Origin of the sequence: Winogradskyella endarachnes (assembly GCF_009741275.1) — a bacterium.
GTDB lineage: Bacteria > Bacteroidota > Bacteroidia > Flavobacteriales > Flavobacteriaceae > Winogradskyella > Winogradskyella endarachnes.
The window spans coordinates 455134-472679 of record NZ_WOWS01000003.1 but is presented as its reverse complement, the minus strand read 5'-3'; the positions used below and the strand labels follow the sequence as shown (position 1 = coordinate 472679).

At 31.6% G+C, this 17546-nt stretch carries 13 protein-coding genes and 1 tRNA gene; 3 read left to right on the top strand and 11 right to left on the bottom strand.

Annotated elements, in window-relative coordinates; genetic code table 11:
• Nucleotides 1–8: 8 nt before the first annotated feature.
• The 4 genes from GN138_RS10330 to GN138_RS10315 form a co-directional block, all read right to left on the bottom strand.
• Nucleotides 9–557, bottom strand: coding sequence for a thioredoxin family protein (locus GN138_RS10330; RefSeq protein WP_157363985.1), 549 nt, complete (start codon nucleotides 555–557; stop codon nucleotides 9–11).
• 84 nt (nucleotides 558–641) lie between these two features.
• The gene (locus GN138_RS10325; protein ID WP_157363786.1) at nucleotides 642–2762 is read right to left on the bottom strand and encodes a peptide MFS transporter; all 2121 of its coding nucleotides are present in this window, start codon (nucleotides 2760–2762) and stop codon (nucleotides 642–644) included.
• A 45-nt stretch (nucleotides 2763–2807) separates the two neighbouring features.
• Nucleotides 2808–4367 (bottom strand): peptide MFS transporter, encoded by a 1560-nt coding sequence (locus tag GN138_RS10320; RefSeq protein ID WP_157363784.1) that lies wholly within the window; start codon nucleotides 4365–4367, stop codon nucleotides 2808–2810.
• A gap of 48 nt (nucleotides 4368–4415) precedes the next feature.
• Nucleotides 4416–6617, bottom strand: a complete 2202-nt coding sequence (locus GN138_RS10315; RefSeq protein ID WP_157363783.1) for a S9 family peptidase — start codon at nucleotides 6615–6617, stop codon at nucleotides 4416–4418.
• A gap of 241 nt (nucleotides 6618–6858) precedes the next feature.
• Between GN138_RS10315 and GN138_RS10310 the strand changes: the two genes are divergently transcribed.
• Complete coding sequence (locus GN138_RS10310; protein WP_157363781.1) at nucleotides 6859–8175, top strand: hydroxymethylglutaryl-CoA reductase, degradative; 1317 nt, start codon at nucleotides 6859–6861, stop codon at nucleotides 8173–8175.
• An 8-nt stretch (nucleotides 8176–8183) separates the two neighbouring features.
• The gene (locus GN138_RS10305) at nucleotides 8184–9116 is read left to right on the top strand and encodes a GYDIA family GHMP kinase (protein ID WP_157363779.1); all 933 of its coding nucleotides are present in this window, start codon (nucleotides 8184–8186) and stop codon (nucleotides 9114–9116) included.
• Nucleotides 9117–9219: 103 nt separating this feature from the next.
• On the opposite strand, the gene GN138_RS10300 is transcribed toward GN138_RS10305, so the two are convergent.
• The 7 genes from GN138_RS10300 to GN138_RS10270 all read right to left on the bottom strand — a co-directional run bounded on the left by GN138_RS10300 (nucleotide 9220) and on the right by GN138_RS10270 (nucleotide 16991).
• A complete protein-coding gene (locus tag GN138_RS10300; RefSeq protein WP_157363778.1) occupies nucleotides 9220–11367 on the bottom strand; it encodes a peptidylprolyl isomerase in 2148 nt (715 codons plus the stop codon).
• 107 nt (nucleotides 11368–11474) lie between these two features.
• Nucleotides 11475–12764 (bottom strand): hemolysin family protein, encoded by a 1290-nt coding sequence (locus GN138_RS10295; RefSeq protein WP_157363776.1) that lies wholly within the window; start codon nucleotides 12762–12764, stop codon nucleotides 11475–11477.
• Between the two features lie 3 nt (nucleotides 12765–12767).
• Nucleotides 12768–12959 carry a hypothetical protein gene (locus GN138_RS10290; RefSeq protein WP_157363773.1) on the bottom strand — a complete coding sequence of 64 codons (192 nt, stop codon included), beginning with the start codon at nucleotides 12957–12959 and terminating at the stop codon, nucleotides 12768–12770.
• Nucleotides 12960–12991: 32 nt separating this feature from the next.
• Nucleotides 12992–13558: an LPS export ABC transporter periplasmic protein LptC gene (gene lptC, locus GN138_RS10285; RefSeq protein ID WP_157363771.1), complete on the bottom strand. Its 567-nt coding sequence runs from the start codon at nucleotides 13556–13558 to the stop codon at nucleotides 12992–12994.
• Entirely contained in the window at nucleotides 13558–14928 is a 1371-nt protein-coding gene (locus tag GN138_RS10280; RefSeq protein ID WP_157363769.1) for a tetratricopeptide repeat protein, read from the bottom strand. The genes lptC and GN138_RS10280 overlap by 1 nt, the downstream gene beginning before the upstream one ends.
• A gap of 15 nt (nucleotides 14929–14943) precedes the next feature.
• Nucleotides 14944–16263: a hypothetical protein gene (locus GN138_RS10275; RefSeq protein WP_157363767.1), complete on the bottom strand. Its 1320-nt coding sequence runs from the start codon at nucleotides 16261–16263 to the stop codon at nucleotides 14944–14946.
• On the bottom strand, nucleotides 16263–16991 hold the full coding sequence (locus GN138_RS10270; protein ID WP_157363765.1) for a type III pantothenate kinase: 729 nt from the start codon (nucleotides 16989–16991) through the stop codon (nucleotides 16263–16265). The genes GN138_RS10275 and GN138_RS10270 overlap by 1 nt, the downstream gene beginning before the upstream one ends.
• Before the next feature lie 103 nt (nucleotides 16992–17094).
• On the opposite strand from GN138_RS10270, the gene GN138_RS10265 reads away from it, so the two are divergent.
• Nucleotides 17095–17170 (top strand) — tRNA-Phe (locus tag GN138_RS10265).
• Nucleotides 17171–17546 lie beyond the last annotated feature (376 nt).

Sequence of the window (17546 nt, the reverse complement as noted above, 5' to 3'; positions counted from 1 at the left end):
ATATATAATTATTCTGCAAATTCAGGTTCAAACGCTTTTACATATTCGCTAAATTCTTCTTGCGTAGTCATTTCTTTATATTTATCAGATTCAAAAACTTTTAAATACAACTCTAATTGTTGTGGTTTTAAATAGCCTTGGATTGGTGCAATTACATTCCCTTCTTCATCAAAAAACACCATTGTAGGATACGCTTTTATCTGTAAAAACCTTGAAAACTCATGTACACTGTTTCGTCTATACTCTTTAGAGGCATCATAGTTAGGGTTAGAAAATGTTTTATCTTTATAAGTAATTTCATCATTACCCTCTGCATTAAATTTAACGGCATAATAATGCTCATTAATATAAGCTGCCACATCTTCCGTTTGAAACGTATTTTTATCTAACATTTTACATGGACCACACCAATTGGTATACACATCCATAAAAATCTTTTTTGGTTCTTTCTTTTGAAGCTCTAAAGCCTCTTCCATTGTTAACCAATTAATATCTTGCGCTATTGCTGCCAATGAAAACGCAAAAATTGCCATTAGTCCTAAAGTTATTTTTTTCATCATAGTAGATTTGTTGCAAATAATGAGCCTAACTTACAAAAAATGCTCCTAAATAGGAGCATTTTACAAATTTTTAACGGTAAGTTATCTAACACCATGCATTAATTTTTTCAATACAGGGTTTAAAACAAATATTAACAGACCCGCTGCTATAGGCACAATAGTAAATATTAAGAAGAATGTAGATAAACTATATTCTTTTGTAATATTCTCAATTTGTCCACCAACTACAGCTGCCATTTTATTACCAATAGCAATGGCTAAATACCACATTCCAAACATTAGTGCAATCATTCTACCTGGCACTAATTTACTAACATAAGACAAGCCTACAGGAGATAAACATAGTTCTCCGAGTGTATGGAATAGATAAGCTAATATCAGCCAGATCATACTTACTTTAACACCATCTACAAGACCAAAAGCACCGAAAGCTAGCAGACCAAACCCAAGTCCCATTATAGATAAACCAAGTGCATATTTTGTTGCAGCACTTGGATTGTATTTACTTTCCCACCATTTAGAAAAGAAAGATGCAAATACAATAATAAAGAAGGAATTAAGAATACTAAACCACGATACAGTGATTTCTACCTCATTATCTCTAACCTTAGTTACGGTAGCATTAATAAAACCAGTATCTTTTCCTAGTGTTGCGGCATGCGCAATTAATTCTTCTTCTTTTTCTTTTGAAGATACAAATGAAAATTCGGTTAAATCTTTATCCTTATTAATAAGAATTTTACTTTCACCTACTTTATAATCTGCATAAGGTTCTCCTACAGTAATGGTTTTAGTTACAATTTTTTGCGAAGCATTTGTAACCGTGTTTTGTGTTACAGGAATGTATTTAAATTGCAATTCACCTTTATCATTTTTAACATGTTGTCCTTTATCATCTAACTCTGGTTGTTCAATTGCACTATAACTTACATCGTAAGCTGTAGTATTGAAATCTCTATTTAACATCCACCCTACAATTCCCCACATTAACACAAAGCAAACGACTAAAACCACATTTGAACCTGGGATTTTTTTGAAAGTTTTCTTCCATAAAATAAATAGTACATATGATATAATTATTAAAGGAACAACCGTAAGTAATGTATTTACAATATTAAAGATTGTTGCAGAACTTCCACTTAACAAACGATCTACATTATCTCTTGCAAAAATCACTAATGATGACGCACCTTGTTCAAAAGACATCCAGAAGAAAACGGTAAAGAAAGCAAAAATGATAAATGCTATCATTCTATCTCTAACAACAGCTGTATATCTTAAAATTCTACCAACTACTAAAACCAGGAATAATCCTAATGCAAATAATACTGCAGTATACTGTCCTTCTAAATCACCAATTTGTAAAAATGAAAACATATCAATACCTGCAATTTTAGACATTGGATCATTAATTGCATAACCTAAACCAATTATAGAAGCAATAACTATTAAAACCTTGTCTAAAGTTGTAAACGGGTTTAAAGGTTCTTCTTTCTCTTCTGTTGAGATTTCAACACTTTCTTCATTGATATTCTGAGGCAATTCTACTTCGTGTACTTTAGAGGGTTTTGCTCCAATTTTACCAAATAAAGGACCTGCTAACCAAAATTGAATGGTTCCTAATAGCATAAAAATCCCTGCTAGTCCAAATCCGTATGCCCAACCTACTTTTTCAGCTAAGTAACCACATAACATCATTCCGAAAAACGCACCTGCATTTACACCCATATAATAAATAGTGTAAGCACCATCTTTCTTTTCTGGATGCGTTTTATACATATCAGAAATAATGGACGTCATGGTTGGTTTAAAGAAACCTGTACCAACAACTAATAAAAACAAACCAAAGTATAAAGAAAATTCAGTTTCTAAAGCCATAGAGGCGTGACCAGCTGTCATTATAAGCGAGCCGATAATAACAGCAGCTCTATAACCAGTATATTTATCTGCTAGCCAACCACCAATAATTGGAGTAATGTAAAGTAGCATTGCATATGTACCAAAAAGTGCACCTGCATTTTCTACGGTCCACTCCCAACCCGGATTATAGCCAATGGCAGCCATAGTAAGGAAATTTACCAGTAATACACGCATACCGTAGAAGGAGAAACGTTCCCACATTTCGGTAAAGAATAATACAAAAAGTCCGGCAGGATGCCCTAAAACTTTATCTTTAAATAGATTTTCAATATCTGTATTCATATAAAAATTAATTAGTTAGGAGGATTTATTTTAGAGTTAGTTATTTTAATTATCAGCTAGTTCGAAACCTTCAGCTTCGTCATCATGCATTTCTACTTCATTATCTTCAGCACCATGTGTTAAACGTTTCAAAGGTTTAAGTAATAAAATTACTAATATTCCAAAGACAACGGTGAAAATTGTTATACCCGAAAAGATAGCATACTCACCAAATTCTGAAGCAGATTCGCCAATAACACCAGCGACTTTATTACCTAGTCCGGTTGCTGCAAAATAAACGCCCATCATTAATGACGCATATTTTACTGGTGCTAATTTTGTAATAAATGATAAGGCTACAGGAGACGAACATAATTCTCCAATAGTATGGAACAAATAGGCTAATACTAACCAATACATTGCGGAGCTACCTTTAGCATTAAATTCTGCCGCTGCAAATATCATAAATACAAAACCGAGTCCCATTATCATTGTACCAACTGCCATTTTAAACAAAGAAGAGGCTTCTTTGCCTTTCAATTTTCGCTTGGCCCAATAACCCGCAACTACTGTAGCAAAAATAATAATGAAACCTGCGTTTAGCCCTTGAAACCAAGTTGCAGGTATTTCCCATCCAAACAATACACGGTCTGTATTAGTTTTTGTATAAATACTCATTAAACCACCTGCTTGCTCAAAAGCGCCCCAAAAAACAATTACAATTAAAAAGGATAATAAAAGTACTAAGTATCTATCTTTTGAAATTTGAGTTTCTAAGTTTTTATAAATCATCATCATAATACCTGCTACCACAGCTATAAAAATATATAATGCTGTATAACCCCAACTATCTACGCCACTATACGTAAAACCAGCGTAAACAGCATAAGCCATAATTAAGGCCACAATACCAAGATTAACAGGTGATTTAAATAAATCACTTAATAATTTACCAATTGAAACATCAGTAGTTTTATCTTCTTCTGTTGGTTTATTACCAACAGTTACAAGGTATTTTTGTCCGTATAAGTAGACGACTAAACCTAAGAGCATCGCAATTCCGGCTAATCCAAAACCATAATGCCAACCAATTTGTTCTCCAACATAACCAACAATAAATGTTGCTAGTAACGACCCTAAATTAATTCCTATGTAGAAAATACTAAACCCTTTATCTCTTCTAATATCTCCAGGTTTGTATAAACCACCTACCATGGTAGAAATATTTGGTTTTAATAAACCAACACCTAAAATAATTAGAGCTAGACCAGAATAAAAAGCCCACATTTGGTCAAAGGCTAAAATACCATGACCTGCAACCAATATTAATGCACCATAGAGAACAGCTTTCTTTTGCCCCAATATCTTATCTGCAATCATTCCGCCAGGAATTGACATTACATAAACCAACATTGTGTACCATCCGTACAGCATAATTGACTCGGAATCTAACCAACCTAAACCAGGATTATCTGCAGTTGTCTTTTCAACTAGATAAAGTGTTAATAAGGCTCGCATACCATAATAAGAAAAACGTTCCCACATTTCTGTGAAAAATAATACGTATAAACCTATTGGATGCCCAAATAGCTCCTTTTGATGCGCTTGTTTAATTGCGTTTGACATAATTTGTTAGTTAGTGTTAGTTAGTATTTTTTTAATCTAACATAGATTTTACTCTCTATTAGCTTCAATTTTATCTCCTAATGTTTCATGGATAAAATTCGTCATCTTTTTATATAGGTGAAGTCTTGTATTTCCTCCATAAATTCCATGATTTTTATCTGGATAAATCATCCATTCAAATTGCTTATCGGCTTGAATTAAGGCTTCAACCATACGCATGGTATTTTGTACATGTACATTATCATCACCAGAACCATGAATTAAAAGAAAATCACCCTTAAGTTTATCTACATGATTTATCGGAGAATTTTCATCATAACCAGTTGGATTTTCTTGTGGTGTTGTCATGTAGCGCTCTGTATAAATGGTATCGTAAAATCTCCAGCTTGTTACAGGTGCTACAGCAATAGCCATTTTAAAGACATCGTTTCCTTTAAATAAAGCATTACTACTCATAAAGCCACCATAACTCCAACCCCAAATACCAATTCTTTCTGCATCAATATAATCTAGTTTACCGAGTTGTTTTGCCGCTTCAATTTGGTCTTCTACTTCGTATTTACCCAATTCGTTTTGGGTTACTTTTTTAAAGTCAGCACCTTTAAAACCTGTTCCTCTTCCATCAATACAAACAACGATATAACCTTGTTGAGCTAACATTTGATACCAGTAATCATTTGCACCATTCCAACGGTTAGCGACTTGCTGAGAACCTGGACCTGAATATTGATACATAAATAATGGATAGGTTTTATTAGCATCGAAATTTGCGGGTTTAATAGTCCACATATTTAAATTATTACCATTTATAGAAATAGTACTAAATTCTTTTTTAGATAATACATAACCTTTTAACTGTTCTACTAACCTTTTATTATCCTTTATATTCTTAACTATTTCACCCTTTTTGGCATCTACTAAAGTATATTCATAAGGTGTTGTTGCACTAGAAAAGGTATTTATAAAATAAGTAAAATCTGCACTAAACGCTGCACTGTTAGTTCCGTCTTTTTGAGTTAAACGCTTTTTACTCTTTCCATTTAGTTTTATTGAATACACATCTCTATTTATAGAACCATTTTCTGTAGATTGAAAATATATAGTGTTTGCTTTTTCATTAAAACCATAATAATTAGTTACTTCCCAATTCCCTTTGGTTACTTGGTTAATTAACTTTCCGTTTTTAGCATAGTGATAGATATGATTGAAACCATCTAATTCACTCGTCCAGATAAAGCTATTATCTTCTAAAAAAGTTAAATTAAAAGTAACATCAATGTACGCCTTGTCCTTTTCGCCTAACACCTTTTGTGAAGTCATCGTCTTTGTATCAATCATCCAAAGGTCTAACTCGTTTTGATGACGATTCATAAATTGAACACTTAACACATTAGCTTCGTTGGTCCATTCTAATCTCGGAATATAAAAATCTTGGTAAGTTTTATCTACTTTTAATTCTTCAACTTTTTTAGAGTTTAAATTGTATAAATGCAAAGACACTTTAGAGTTTTCCTCACCTGCTTTTGGATATTTAAACACGTGCTGTGTTTGGTACAAATCAGAACCATAAACATCCATTGAAAATTCTGGCACATTTGTTTCATCAAATCTAATAAATGCTATTTGGTTACTGTCTGCATTCCAATCGAAAGCTCTTACAAAACTAAATTCTTCTTCATACACCCAATCCGTAATGCCATTTATAATTTTATTCTTTTCACCATCAGTTGTAATTTGCGACACCTTACCAGATTTTAAATCCTTAACGTACAAGTTATTTTCAAAGCCATATGCTACTTTAGTACCATCTGGTGATAAAGTTGGTTCTTGCACTAAATCGTCAGATACTTTTACAACCTTTTTAGAAGCGATGTCATAAATATAATATTCACCTAACGTAGAACGTCTAAATACAGGTCTAGACTTAGTGGTTAAGATTATTTTTGTTTCATTTTCATTAAACGAATAATCAAAAAAACCTTGAATCTCAGCTATATCTGCTGATGAGATTAAGGTTTTCACTTTTTCTAACGTTTTATAATCGTAAATATCTATTGTTGAGGTTCTGTCTTGCCTATTAAAATTTAAAACCGAATACTGATTTCCGTTTGCCATAGAATGCAAAGCCTGCATGCCTTCTGTTCTAAATTCTCCAGTCCAAATGTCTTGTAGCGTAATTTGTTTTTGTTGTGAAAAAACTAATGTGGTTATTGTAAAACCAATAATTGCAATAAAGTGTCTTAATTTCATGTATTTATATTAATGCTTTAAACAACAAATGCTACTTGTCTTTTAATTTTAACTCAGACAAATTGCGCAATTTAAGCAGATGCTATTTATAAAATTCTTATTTTATTAGACCAATGCCAAGTTTACTAAAAATTATGCAAAAAATCGCTAATATTAACAGTAAATCGGCATTTAGAATATTAATTACAACCATTTTTATACCAATCCTAGTATCTTTGTTTTTTATAAAAATAAAACCTATATGCAAAAGACCATTTCTGGCTTTTCAAAGCTTTCTAAATCTCAAAAGATTGAGTGGCTTTTAGACACGTATTTTACGGAAAAAGATAATGCAAAAGCACTTGTAGAATGTTATTGGAATACTAATGAAAAACTTCAAAAATTGCATGATGAATTTATTGAAAACACCATCACCAATTACTATTTACCTTTAGGCATTGCTCCAAACTTTTTAATAAACGAAACCTTTTATGCCATTCCTATGGCAATTGAAGAAAGTTCTGTGGTTGCTGCCGCAAGCAAGGCTGCTAAGTTTTGGCTAGAACGTGGTGGTTTTAAAGCTCAAGTAATTTCTACCGAAAAAATTGGTCAAGTTCATTTTATATATAACGGTGATTCTAAAAAATTAGAAGCATTTTTTGCTCATATTAAGCCAAAACTAATAAGTGATACAGCCGCCATAACTAAAAGTATGGAACGCAGAGGTGGAGGTATTTTAGACATTGAATTACGTAATAAAGCAGAAGATTTACCAAACTATTACCAGCTCCATGCTACTTTTGAAACTATGGATGCTATGGGTGCAAATTTCATTAACACGTGTTTAGAGCAATTTGCCTCAACTTTTAAATCTGAAGCGCTTCTTTTTGATGCCTTTAATGAACAAGAAAAGCACCTCAGTATTGTAATGAGTATTCTATCGAATTACGTACCAGAATGTGTGGTGCGTGCAGAGGTTTCATGTAAGGTGGAAGATTTAAAAAGTAAAGACATTCCAAATCCTGAAGAGTTTGCCCTAAAATTTAAGCAAGCCGTAGATATAGCAAAAATTGAACCTTACAGAGCTGTAACGCACAACAAAGGTATTATGAATGGTATAGATGCCGTTGTTTTAGCAACTGGTAATGATTTTAGAGCCGTAGAAGCAGGCGTACACGCTTATGCCGCTAAAGATGGAAGTTACACTAGCCTAACGCACTGTAGTGTAAATGATGGTATATTTAAATTTTGGATAGAAATTCCATTAGCGCTTGGCACTGTTGGCGGATTAACAAGCATTCATCCTCTGGTTAAATTCGCCTTAGAGCTACTACAAAAACCAACAGCTAAAGATTTAATGAAAATTGTAGCTGTTGCTGGTTTAGCTCAAAATTTTGGAGCTGTAAAATCTTTAACGACAACAGGTATACAAGAAGGCCATATGAAAATGCATTTAATGAATATATTAAATCAATTTGAAGCGACTGACCTTGAAAAATCACAACTTATTGAACATTTTAAAACAAATGTAGTTTCTCACAGTTTGGTAGAAGAGGCTATTAAAAATTTAAGAAAGTAAACAGAGTATTGAGCAATTCAACACAATCATATAGAAGTAACGGAAAATTATTACTCACCGCAGAATATGCTGTTTTAGATGGCGCAAAGGCTTTAGCTATACCAACAAAATATGGTCAAAGTTTAAAGGTTACTCAAAATGATTCTAACACTATTAATTGGAAAAGTTTTAATGAACTAGAAGATATTTGGTTTGAAGATGTCTTTTCTATTAAAAACACATCTTATGGGCTCAATGTAACATCAGCTTTAAATAATGACATTTCTAAGAGACTTATAGACATACTAAAAGCAACTCAAAATTTGAATCCTGAATTTTTATCTAAACATCCAGGTTTTGATATAACAACGCATCAAGATTTTAATAGACTTTGGGGTTTAGGTACGTCTTCTACGTTAATAAATAATATTGCTGATTGGGCTAATGTCAATGCTTTTCAGTTATTAGAAAAAACTTTTGGTGGTAGCGGTTATGATATTGCATGTGCACAAAATGATACTCCTATAAATTTTCAACTTCAAAATGATAAACAACCATTAGTTACTCCTGTTGATTTTAAACCTAAATTTAAAAACAATTTGTATTTTGTGTACCTTAATCAGAAGCAAAATAGTAGAGATGGTATTTCGGCTTATAAAAAACTAAATAGAATTAATAGTGAAATTATAAGTACTATTAATAACGTTACAGAAGCCATGAGCACATGTAAGTCTCTTCTAGAATTTGAAGACTTAATAAATACCCATGAAACTCTAATTGGTAATCTTATACAACAAGAACCTATTAAAAAACGTTTGTTTTCAGATTTTAAAGGTGCTGTAAAAAGCTTAGGTGCTTGGGGAGGTGATTTTGTATTGGTAACCTCTAACCGTAATCCAACTGATTATTTTAAAGCAAAAGAACTAGATACTGTGATATCTTATAATGATATGATTTTATAAGGCAATTTAGTTAAAATCAATTTTAGATTTGATCTTACCTTTATCGATAAAAAAAGGCTTTACAATGTGTAAAGCCTTTTTTATATCTCTTAAAACAATCTATTTAGTAAACTGTTTTTGCTCTATTATCTTCAATATCAGCCGCTTTTTCTAATGCATTATACACTGCAGTCTGTGCTGCTGCTCTACGCTCATTGTTTAATCTATTCATTATAGACGTGTAATTATCTAATTTGGTAGCTTCATTAATTTTGGTTACTTCTATAATATAGACACCTTTTTCACCATCAATTGGTTGCGATGTTCCACCTTCTGCTAAACCAAATGCTGCACCTACTACTTTAGGCTCAACACCTGCTCCAGAAAGCGTTGTGTTTTTTAAAGTAATTGCTGCTGCTGATCTTGGACTCACGCCTTGGTTAGTAGCAATATCTGCAACTGTAGTACTTTTTATTTTTTCGCGGATCAATTTTGCTTTCTTTTCATTTCTAATAATTGGTAAAGCTGTAATTGAAGCATCTTCTGTACTCATTAATCCTTTCTCCTTTTTCTCAACCACTTTAGCCACTATGTAACCAAAGTTAGAAATTGAAAAGTTTTTAAAATCTCCAGTTTCAGTATCTTCATCAAAAGACCAACGTACAACTTCTCTCTGACTACCTAAGCCAGGAATATTTTCATCTAAGGCTTTAAAAGAAATTGGCTTAACTGTTAAATCACGCTCTTTTGCTAATGCATTAAAATCACCATCTTTTGCAGCTATTTCGAACTTAGACATTTTATTAAACACCTCTTGTAACGTAGCATCTGAAGGTTCTATCTTATCTGCTATAGTTGCAACTTTAACTGTATTATTAAAACTCTTTTGGTCTAATATTTCAATGACGTGGTAACCAAATGACGTTTGTACAACATCAACATCACCTACTTTATTATCAAAAGCATAAGCTTTAAATTCTGGAGCCATTCCTGCTTTATAGTCAAATTCAATCTCTCCATCTTTTTCGTTACTTACTTTATCAGAAGATAATTCTAATAAATCCATAAACTTAGTACCATTTTTAATTTTAGCTAAGATACTATCTGCAGTTTTCTTTGCTTCTTCTGGTGTTTTAGTTACAGATGCATCTGCTCTCTGCCCACCAATATTAGGTATTAATATATGACGAACTTTTACAGAATCTGGCAATTGCTTAGTAGCAATAACTTTAGATAGCTTATAATATTCACCATCTTTGTAAGGACCGTAATAATCACCAACATTTAATTTGAATAATGTGTCTTTAGCTACAGCTGGTAATTCTGCTGCTCTTAAAAAAGAGTCATTGTATTTTATATCTGAGTACGTGTTAACAAACTCTTCTATGTCTTTTGCAGAATCAAATCCAGGGATTGTTTCAGTATTCTTACTACTTTCGTTATATTCATTTCTATCCGCTTTTAAAGCCAATAAATCAGCTTTTATTTGCGCTTCATCTTCTTTAGAAGCTACTTCTTTAAATTCTACATAAACCACCTCTCTACTGGCTTCAGCTTCATATTCATCTTTATGGTCATTTATATAAGATTGAATATCACTTTTAGAAACCGTTACTAAGCTATCTGCGATTGATGTATAAGGAATTTGTACATAACGTACATCTCTAGTTTTAGCATCTCCATAATAATCAGCTTCAGCTTCTGAAATTGTGGTACTAATACCAGCTTTAATCATATTATAATACGTTTGCTGAACAGCATTTGCAGCAATAGATTGCTCATTGTTTGTCCAACTATCGTAATTAACTAAAAAGTTTCCAAGAGGTGCAGTAGCGCCATTTAAATCTTTTAGGTTAGAAATGAATCCATTTAAACGATTTACATCAAAATTTCCATTTTCATCTTGAAATTCTGGATAAGAAGAAAAGCTCGTTTTTAACAAATCTCTCATTTCATCTTTTTCAACCGATAACCCTAATTTATCAAATTCAGATTGTAATACAATTTTACGAAGCTCTTGGTTGTAAATTGTATTCATAGCTTGTGTAGAGGTTTGTCTTCCACCAGAACCGTCTTGGTAGTTTTTTACTTTTTGCTGAAACTCAACACGATTGATATCTTTACCGTTAATTGTAGCAACAACATCTTGAGAACCTCCTGAAAATACAGAAGAATTTTTAAATAAATCTCCAATAACAAATGCAAATAATGCCATTGCTATTACAAAAATTAACACTAGAGATCGTTGTCTAATTTTATTTAAAACTGCCATAGTCTTTGTATGTATTGTTTATTTTGGTGTAAATAAGTCCGCGAAAATACTATTTTCTAGTAAATAATAAAAGGAGTAACGCAGTTTTTATAAATGAAGTAGTTGTATTAATCTACTTCGCGTATTTTTAAAAGAACTTCATTTATTTTGGTAGAGGAAACTTCCGTAATAGTAAACTTAAAATTATCGATAAGAACGTCCTCGTTTTCTTGTGGAATTTCCTCTGTTGTATTTACAATTAATCCACCTAAGGTTTCATAATTTTCACTTTCAGGAAGATTTAATTTATAAGTTTCATTAATATAATCTACCTCTAACCTAGCAGAAAATTTATATGTATTGTCATCTAGTTGTTCTTCTACCATTTCAATAGTATCATGCTCATCCTCAATTTCCCCAAATAATTCCTCTATAATATCCTCAACAGTCATAATACCAGAAGTTCCACCATACTCATCAATAACAACTGCTATACTTTTACGTTTTTTTGTAAGAATATTTAAAACATCTTTTATAAAAATTGTTTCTGGTACAAAGCCTACAGGTATAATTATAGATTTTATAGATTTTGGTTTTTTAAACAATTCAAAAGAATGCACGTAACCTAAAATATCATCGATACTATCTTTATAAACAATAATCTTGGTTCGGCCAGATTCAATAAAAAGTTGAGTGAGGTTTTCTATAGATTCAGAAATATCAACAGCAGTAATTTCTGTACGTGGCACCATCACTTCACGTGCTTTTACATCTGAGAATTCTAGTGCATTTTGAAAAATCTGAATTTCACTATCTACTTCATCGTGATCCTCAACAGACTCCATTTGTTCACTAATATAGTTTCCTAACTCTACTTTGGTCATTGCCAAGGCAACATCTTCACCTCCTGCTTTAAAAACATATTTTAAAACCGCATCTGAAATCCAAATTACAAAATCTGAAATCCATGAAAAAAGCACATAAAATATATATGTTGGAAATGCTAAAACCTTTAAAAGAGAATTTGAATAAATTTGAAAGAACACTTTAGGCAAAAACTCAGCTGTAATTAAAATAACTAAGGTAGAAATTATAGTCTGCGTTAATAATTGTAAATCTGTAAACAGGTATGTTAATGTAGAGCTATCTAATGGCAACATAGATTGAAACCAGCTCACCAAAAGATCTCCCATTTTAAAACCATAGATAACTAAAGCAATGTTATTGCCAATAAGCATAGTGGCAATGTATTTAGAAGGTCTTGCTGTGAGTTTTCCTAATATTTTACCTAAAAAATCACCTTGTTTCTTCTCTAACTCTATATGAATTTTATTAGCAGATACAAAAGCAATTTCCATACCCGAAAAAAAGGCTGAAAGTATAAGTGTACTTATTATTATAACTACATCAACAGTCATAGATTACTGTTTGTTACGATCTTCAAACTTTTTACTGAAACGTTTTCTGAAGAAAAACATAAACGTAGCTAATGCTACAAAAACTAATGACATATATGCACCGTTTCTATTGTCTGACCATTTAGTAATAGCATCATAGAGAAAAAGTACTGCAAAAACAAGATATGCGTAATGAAAAATCTTCTGTATTTTCATAATTAAATAAACTGATTATTATGTAAAGGTAACTATTTATCGAGCTCAAACTCGCCACCCATTTCAAGCATTTGAAAATTTTTAAAATTTTTATCCGAATCAAAACTAATTCCATGCAGTGGTGCTATAGCTCGCTTAAACAACCATGGTTCATTAGTAAACAACCATTCTAACTTTTGGTTGTAAAATAATTGTTCTGTAAATAGCGTATCGCTTTGCTGTGTAACAATCTTAACATCACCTTGTAAATCAATAATATCAGTATCGTTATACACAATAGCGTAATCTGAGGTTATTGTTGTTTTATTTTTATCCTCGTCGTAAGTTATTAGTTTAATACCTTTAGGAAATTCTGAAAACGGGAAATTTCTATTAGAGTAGTCTAACATTTTAGGACTTAGTAAGTTTGCTAACAACCTTACCGTATCATCTTTAAATTCGGTGTACTTTAAGTCTATATTTTCGGCCTCACTTATAGGCTTATTTTGCAACACACCTACCTTTTGCACCTCATTAAAATCGTTGGTACATGAAAAAAACAAAGTCACAACAATTGCTGTGACTAAGTTTCTTATTATATGTAAGTTTCTTTGTATCATTAAATACTAGGAACGGTTACTGAACGTCCTATCCAACAGCCTATTTTAATTACTGTTCCAGAACAGCTACAAGAAAATATATCTGATTTAGAAGGAGCACTAGCTCTGTAACTAGCAGCTGTCTTTGCAGCTGTAGATCTTAATCTACCATCTACTCTACCTGCTTTTTCAGCTTCATTAGCAGCTAACCAAAATACAGCTCTTTTATTAAAGTTTGTATCTCCACAGCTATTAGCACTTTTAGCATACATTGCTGCAATTTGTAGGTACGGAGAACCATCTGAAGGATTTAATTTTAATGCTTCATTATAATACTGTCTAGCTTTACCATAGCTACCTTTAGACTTCAACTCATTAGCCAAACCTTTGTATAATTTCGCCTTTTTTAAAGGATCCGTAGATAAAGAAATAGTTTGATCTAAATACTTTTGCTCACCTGTAAGTAAATATAAATAGTATGATGTATCTGCACTTGGCTCTATTGTGTTTTTTTGTTGAACTAATTTTAAGAATAATGGATCTTCCTTACAATCCTTAGCATACATTCTATTCATTGCACGTTGCAACCAAACACCATTATTTTTGTTTTCTTCAAAATCTTTTTCATATAAAGGCACTAAGATATCGCAAGTTGCTCTTTTTCCAAGTTTTTGATCCATACTTGGTAAAATTTTACCTTCAAATACGTTTATATATGATTCATAACTAGCTTTATACTTAGACTCCTTTTTTGTTAACTCTGTACCTGCTTCTTCTTTTTCAGCATATTTGTTAAGCTTCACTGTATTACTATCAATAATACGTTCTATAATTTCGTTAACATCATCATATTTATCAAACATTTGTTGTGCTGATAACTTCCCAGCATCATATAAATCTACTGCTAATGAAAAATAAGAATATAACCCTTTTGGATCAGTAAAGTTTTTAGCATCTTTTGTATAAGCTTCATCAAACATCTTATAAACTTGCTCATCACTCATACCAAGTTCTGTTTTATACTTATTAGCTAAGTTTGCTTTATCAACAGTTACATCTGCAAAATCATATTTAGACGCAAAATGCTCTCTACTCTGATCGTGCAATAACATTAAGTCTTTGATATGTGCTAATTGCTCTTCTCCTGTAGAATTTTCAATTTTATGTAATAAGATTTTTTCTCCACGTACATAAATAGCTCTATTAAATTTAGGGCACTTTTCTCTAACTATTTTCCATGGTTCATATGCTTCATCATACTTTTTACTTTTTGCATAACCATCAAAAAGTGATAAATTATTCATACACTCTTCTTGAGTTTCATCTTGAGCAAAACCTAAGTTAACACTCATTAATAGAGCAAAAAATAGTATTGTAATTCTCGTCTTCATCTTTTGTTAATTTTATTAGTAATATTTTTTTTGTTCAAACCATCTAGAGTTCAAAGATAAACTTACATTAAAGTTTACAAAATTCTCTAGAATTAAATTTTTCTCTCTTGTTCCTCGTCGTCCAATTTCAAAGCCAAAATTAGCGTTAGAAAATAAATTACGAGACCCAACTGGTAATCCTAGTCCAAAAGATATGCCAAACTCATTTATTGGCTCTCTTTTTATTACCATACCTGTATTTTCGTATTTTAAACCTGCTCTATAAACTACGCGATTAAAATAACCAGAAAAGGCATTATACTTAGGAATATAGAATCCTCCAAGCGAAATTTCAGACGAGTTTTCATAAGTTGCTGAATTCACTGGAAAAATAGGATTTGAGAAATCACTTGTACTCTGAAACGTGTATTCTGTACCCACAAACCAAGATTTTGGTTGACCAATACCTACGCCAAAAGTAAATTTAGATGGCAGCGTTAATTTTGTTTTATCGCGACCTTGTGCTTCTAAATCAGAATCAATAGTATTAGACACACCGATAACTTCATAATCAGTATCTAAAGTCACTGTTGAGAAACTTCTAACATTATCAGAATTTAATCTACTTTCTGGAGTAAATGTTGCTGTTGCAGACAATTCTAATTTATTAGTGATCATAGTTTTGTATGCCACACCAAAATTAAAGTTTAAACCATTTAAATCTGATCTATTAAACTGCCTTGTTTGGTATTGCACTATATCTCCTTCATCTGTATAAGCTACTTCAATGGCTGTGTTTTGAATATTTCCAAAATTGTAATTAACATCTAGACCTACACTTAATTTGTCATTAATTTGATAACCAATACCAGTAAACACTCTATTTATACCACCTTCACCATTAAAACGATTCACTAATAAAGCTTCATTATTTATATCATCTAATTTATAACCAACCGCTGTATATGGCATTAAACCAAAGCCAAAGCCAAATTTACCCACTGGCACTGACAATGCAATATAATCAAATATCGTACTGCTTGCATTCCCTTTTTCTGAAGCGCTCTTTAGCGTACTTGTAGATGTAGTACCTGCTACAGAAAATTTTATAGGTCTACTTTCACCTCTATAATTTGAAGATTCTAAATTTTTACCAGCATAAGAAGCTGGATTACTTAAATTTAAATGAATACTATCTAAATACACACTCATTCCTCCCATACTACGGTTTTCTACCGTTCCTTTAAACTTAAGACTACCTATTCCATAAAACGAATACGGCGAACCTGTTCCTTGTTGTGCAAATACCGAAGAACTAATAATTGTAATACAAATTACAATGAATCTTTTTATCATTATTTTGAATTATATTCTAGAATAAAATTCAAACCCTCTAAAAGAAAATCTGAATTCGCAAATATGGTATTTTTTAATTGGTTTAACAAAAATTTAGTATCACCTCCTGTTAAAATAATTGTTAAATCCGAATAATTCATTAAATATTCATCAATTATACCGTCTAATTCCTTTACCACGCCATTTACCACACCAGAGTGAATTGAAGTATCTGTTGAATTGCCTATCAAACTTTCAGGCATTTGTGTTTCTAACAACGGAAGATTAGCCGTTAAATTATTTAAAGTTTTATATCGTAATCTCAGACCTGGAGAGATTGCACCTCCTAAATATTGGTTTTTCTTGTTTATAAAATCATAAGTGATACAAGTGCCAGCATCTATAATTAATACATTTCTATCAGAAAACTGATCAACAGATGCACTTACTAAAGCTATTCTGTCTACACCTAGAGTTTTTGGAGTGGCATACAAATTCTCAAAAGGCAAATTTGTTTCAGAGCTAAGCTCTACAACCGGAAAATCTAAACGAATTAACTCAACCTCTTGTTTAGACAAAAGACCAACTGAAGAAATAATCGCTTTTTCTATTTTTGGGTACTCTTTTTTAAGGTTGTTGTATTGATTTTTAAACTCAGTTAGCTTAAAACTTAACTTATGTAATAAATTTCTGTTTTTAAACACAGCAAATTTTACATACGTATTACCCACATCTACAATAAGATTCATATCTTTTAACTAAAGCTGCAAATTTATAAAATCAAATTTTATCAAATTCTTTTTGTGTATATAAAAAATGCATTTATATTTGCACCCGCTTAATTAAGCAATTGGTGCCTTAGCTCAGTTGGTAGAGCAAAGGACTGAAAATCCTTGTGTCCCTGGTTCGATTCCTGGAGGCACCACCACTAAAATCCCAATTCATATGAATTGGGATTTTTGGTTTACTACCATTTATTTTACAAAAAATATTGTTTACTATTTATTAAAATCTCATTTTTGTTTGTACAATGAACAGACATTTTATTTATATCATTTCTATTGTTCGCGTCGTAAAAATTTTACGAAGGCAAGGAATGTTATAACAACTTAAAACATATATTTATTCCAAGTCTTCCAAAACGGAAGGCTTTTTTTATGCAAAAAATTAACACTTTTGAACGTCATATTTAAATCAATCTAACTTATTGAATTACAATAAAATAAGCTACACTTAACAATCTTGAATTTAGATTAAAAAATAATAATCTTATCTATAATTATAACATATCAATTAATTTAGAT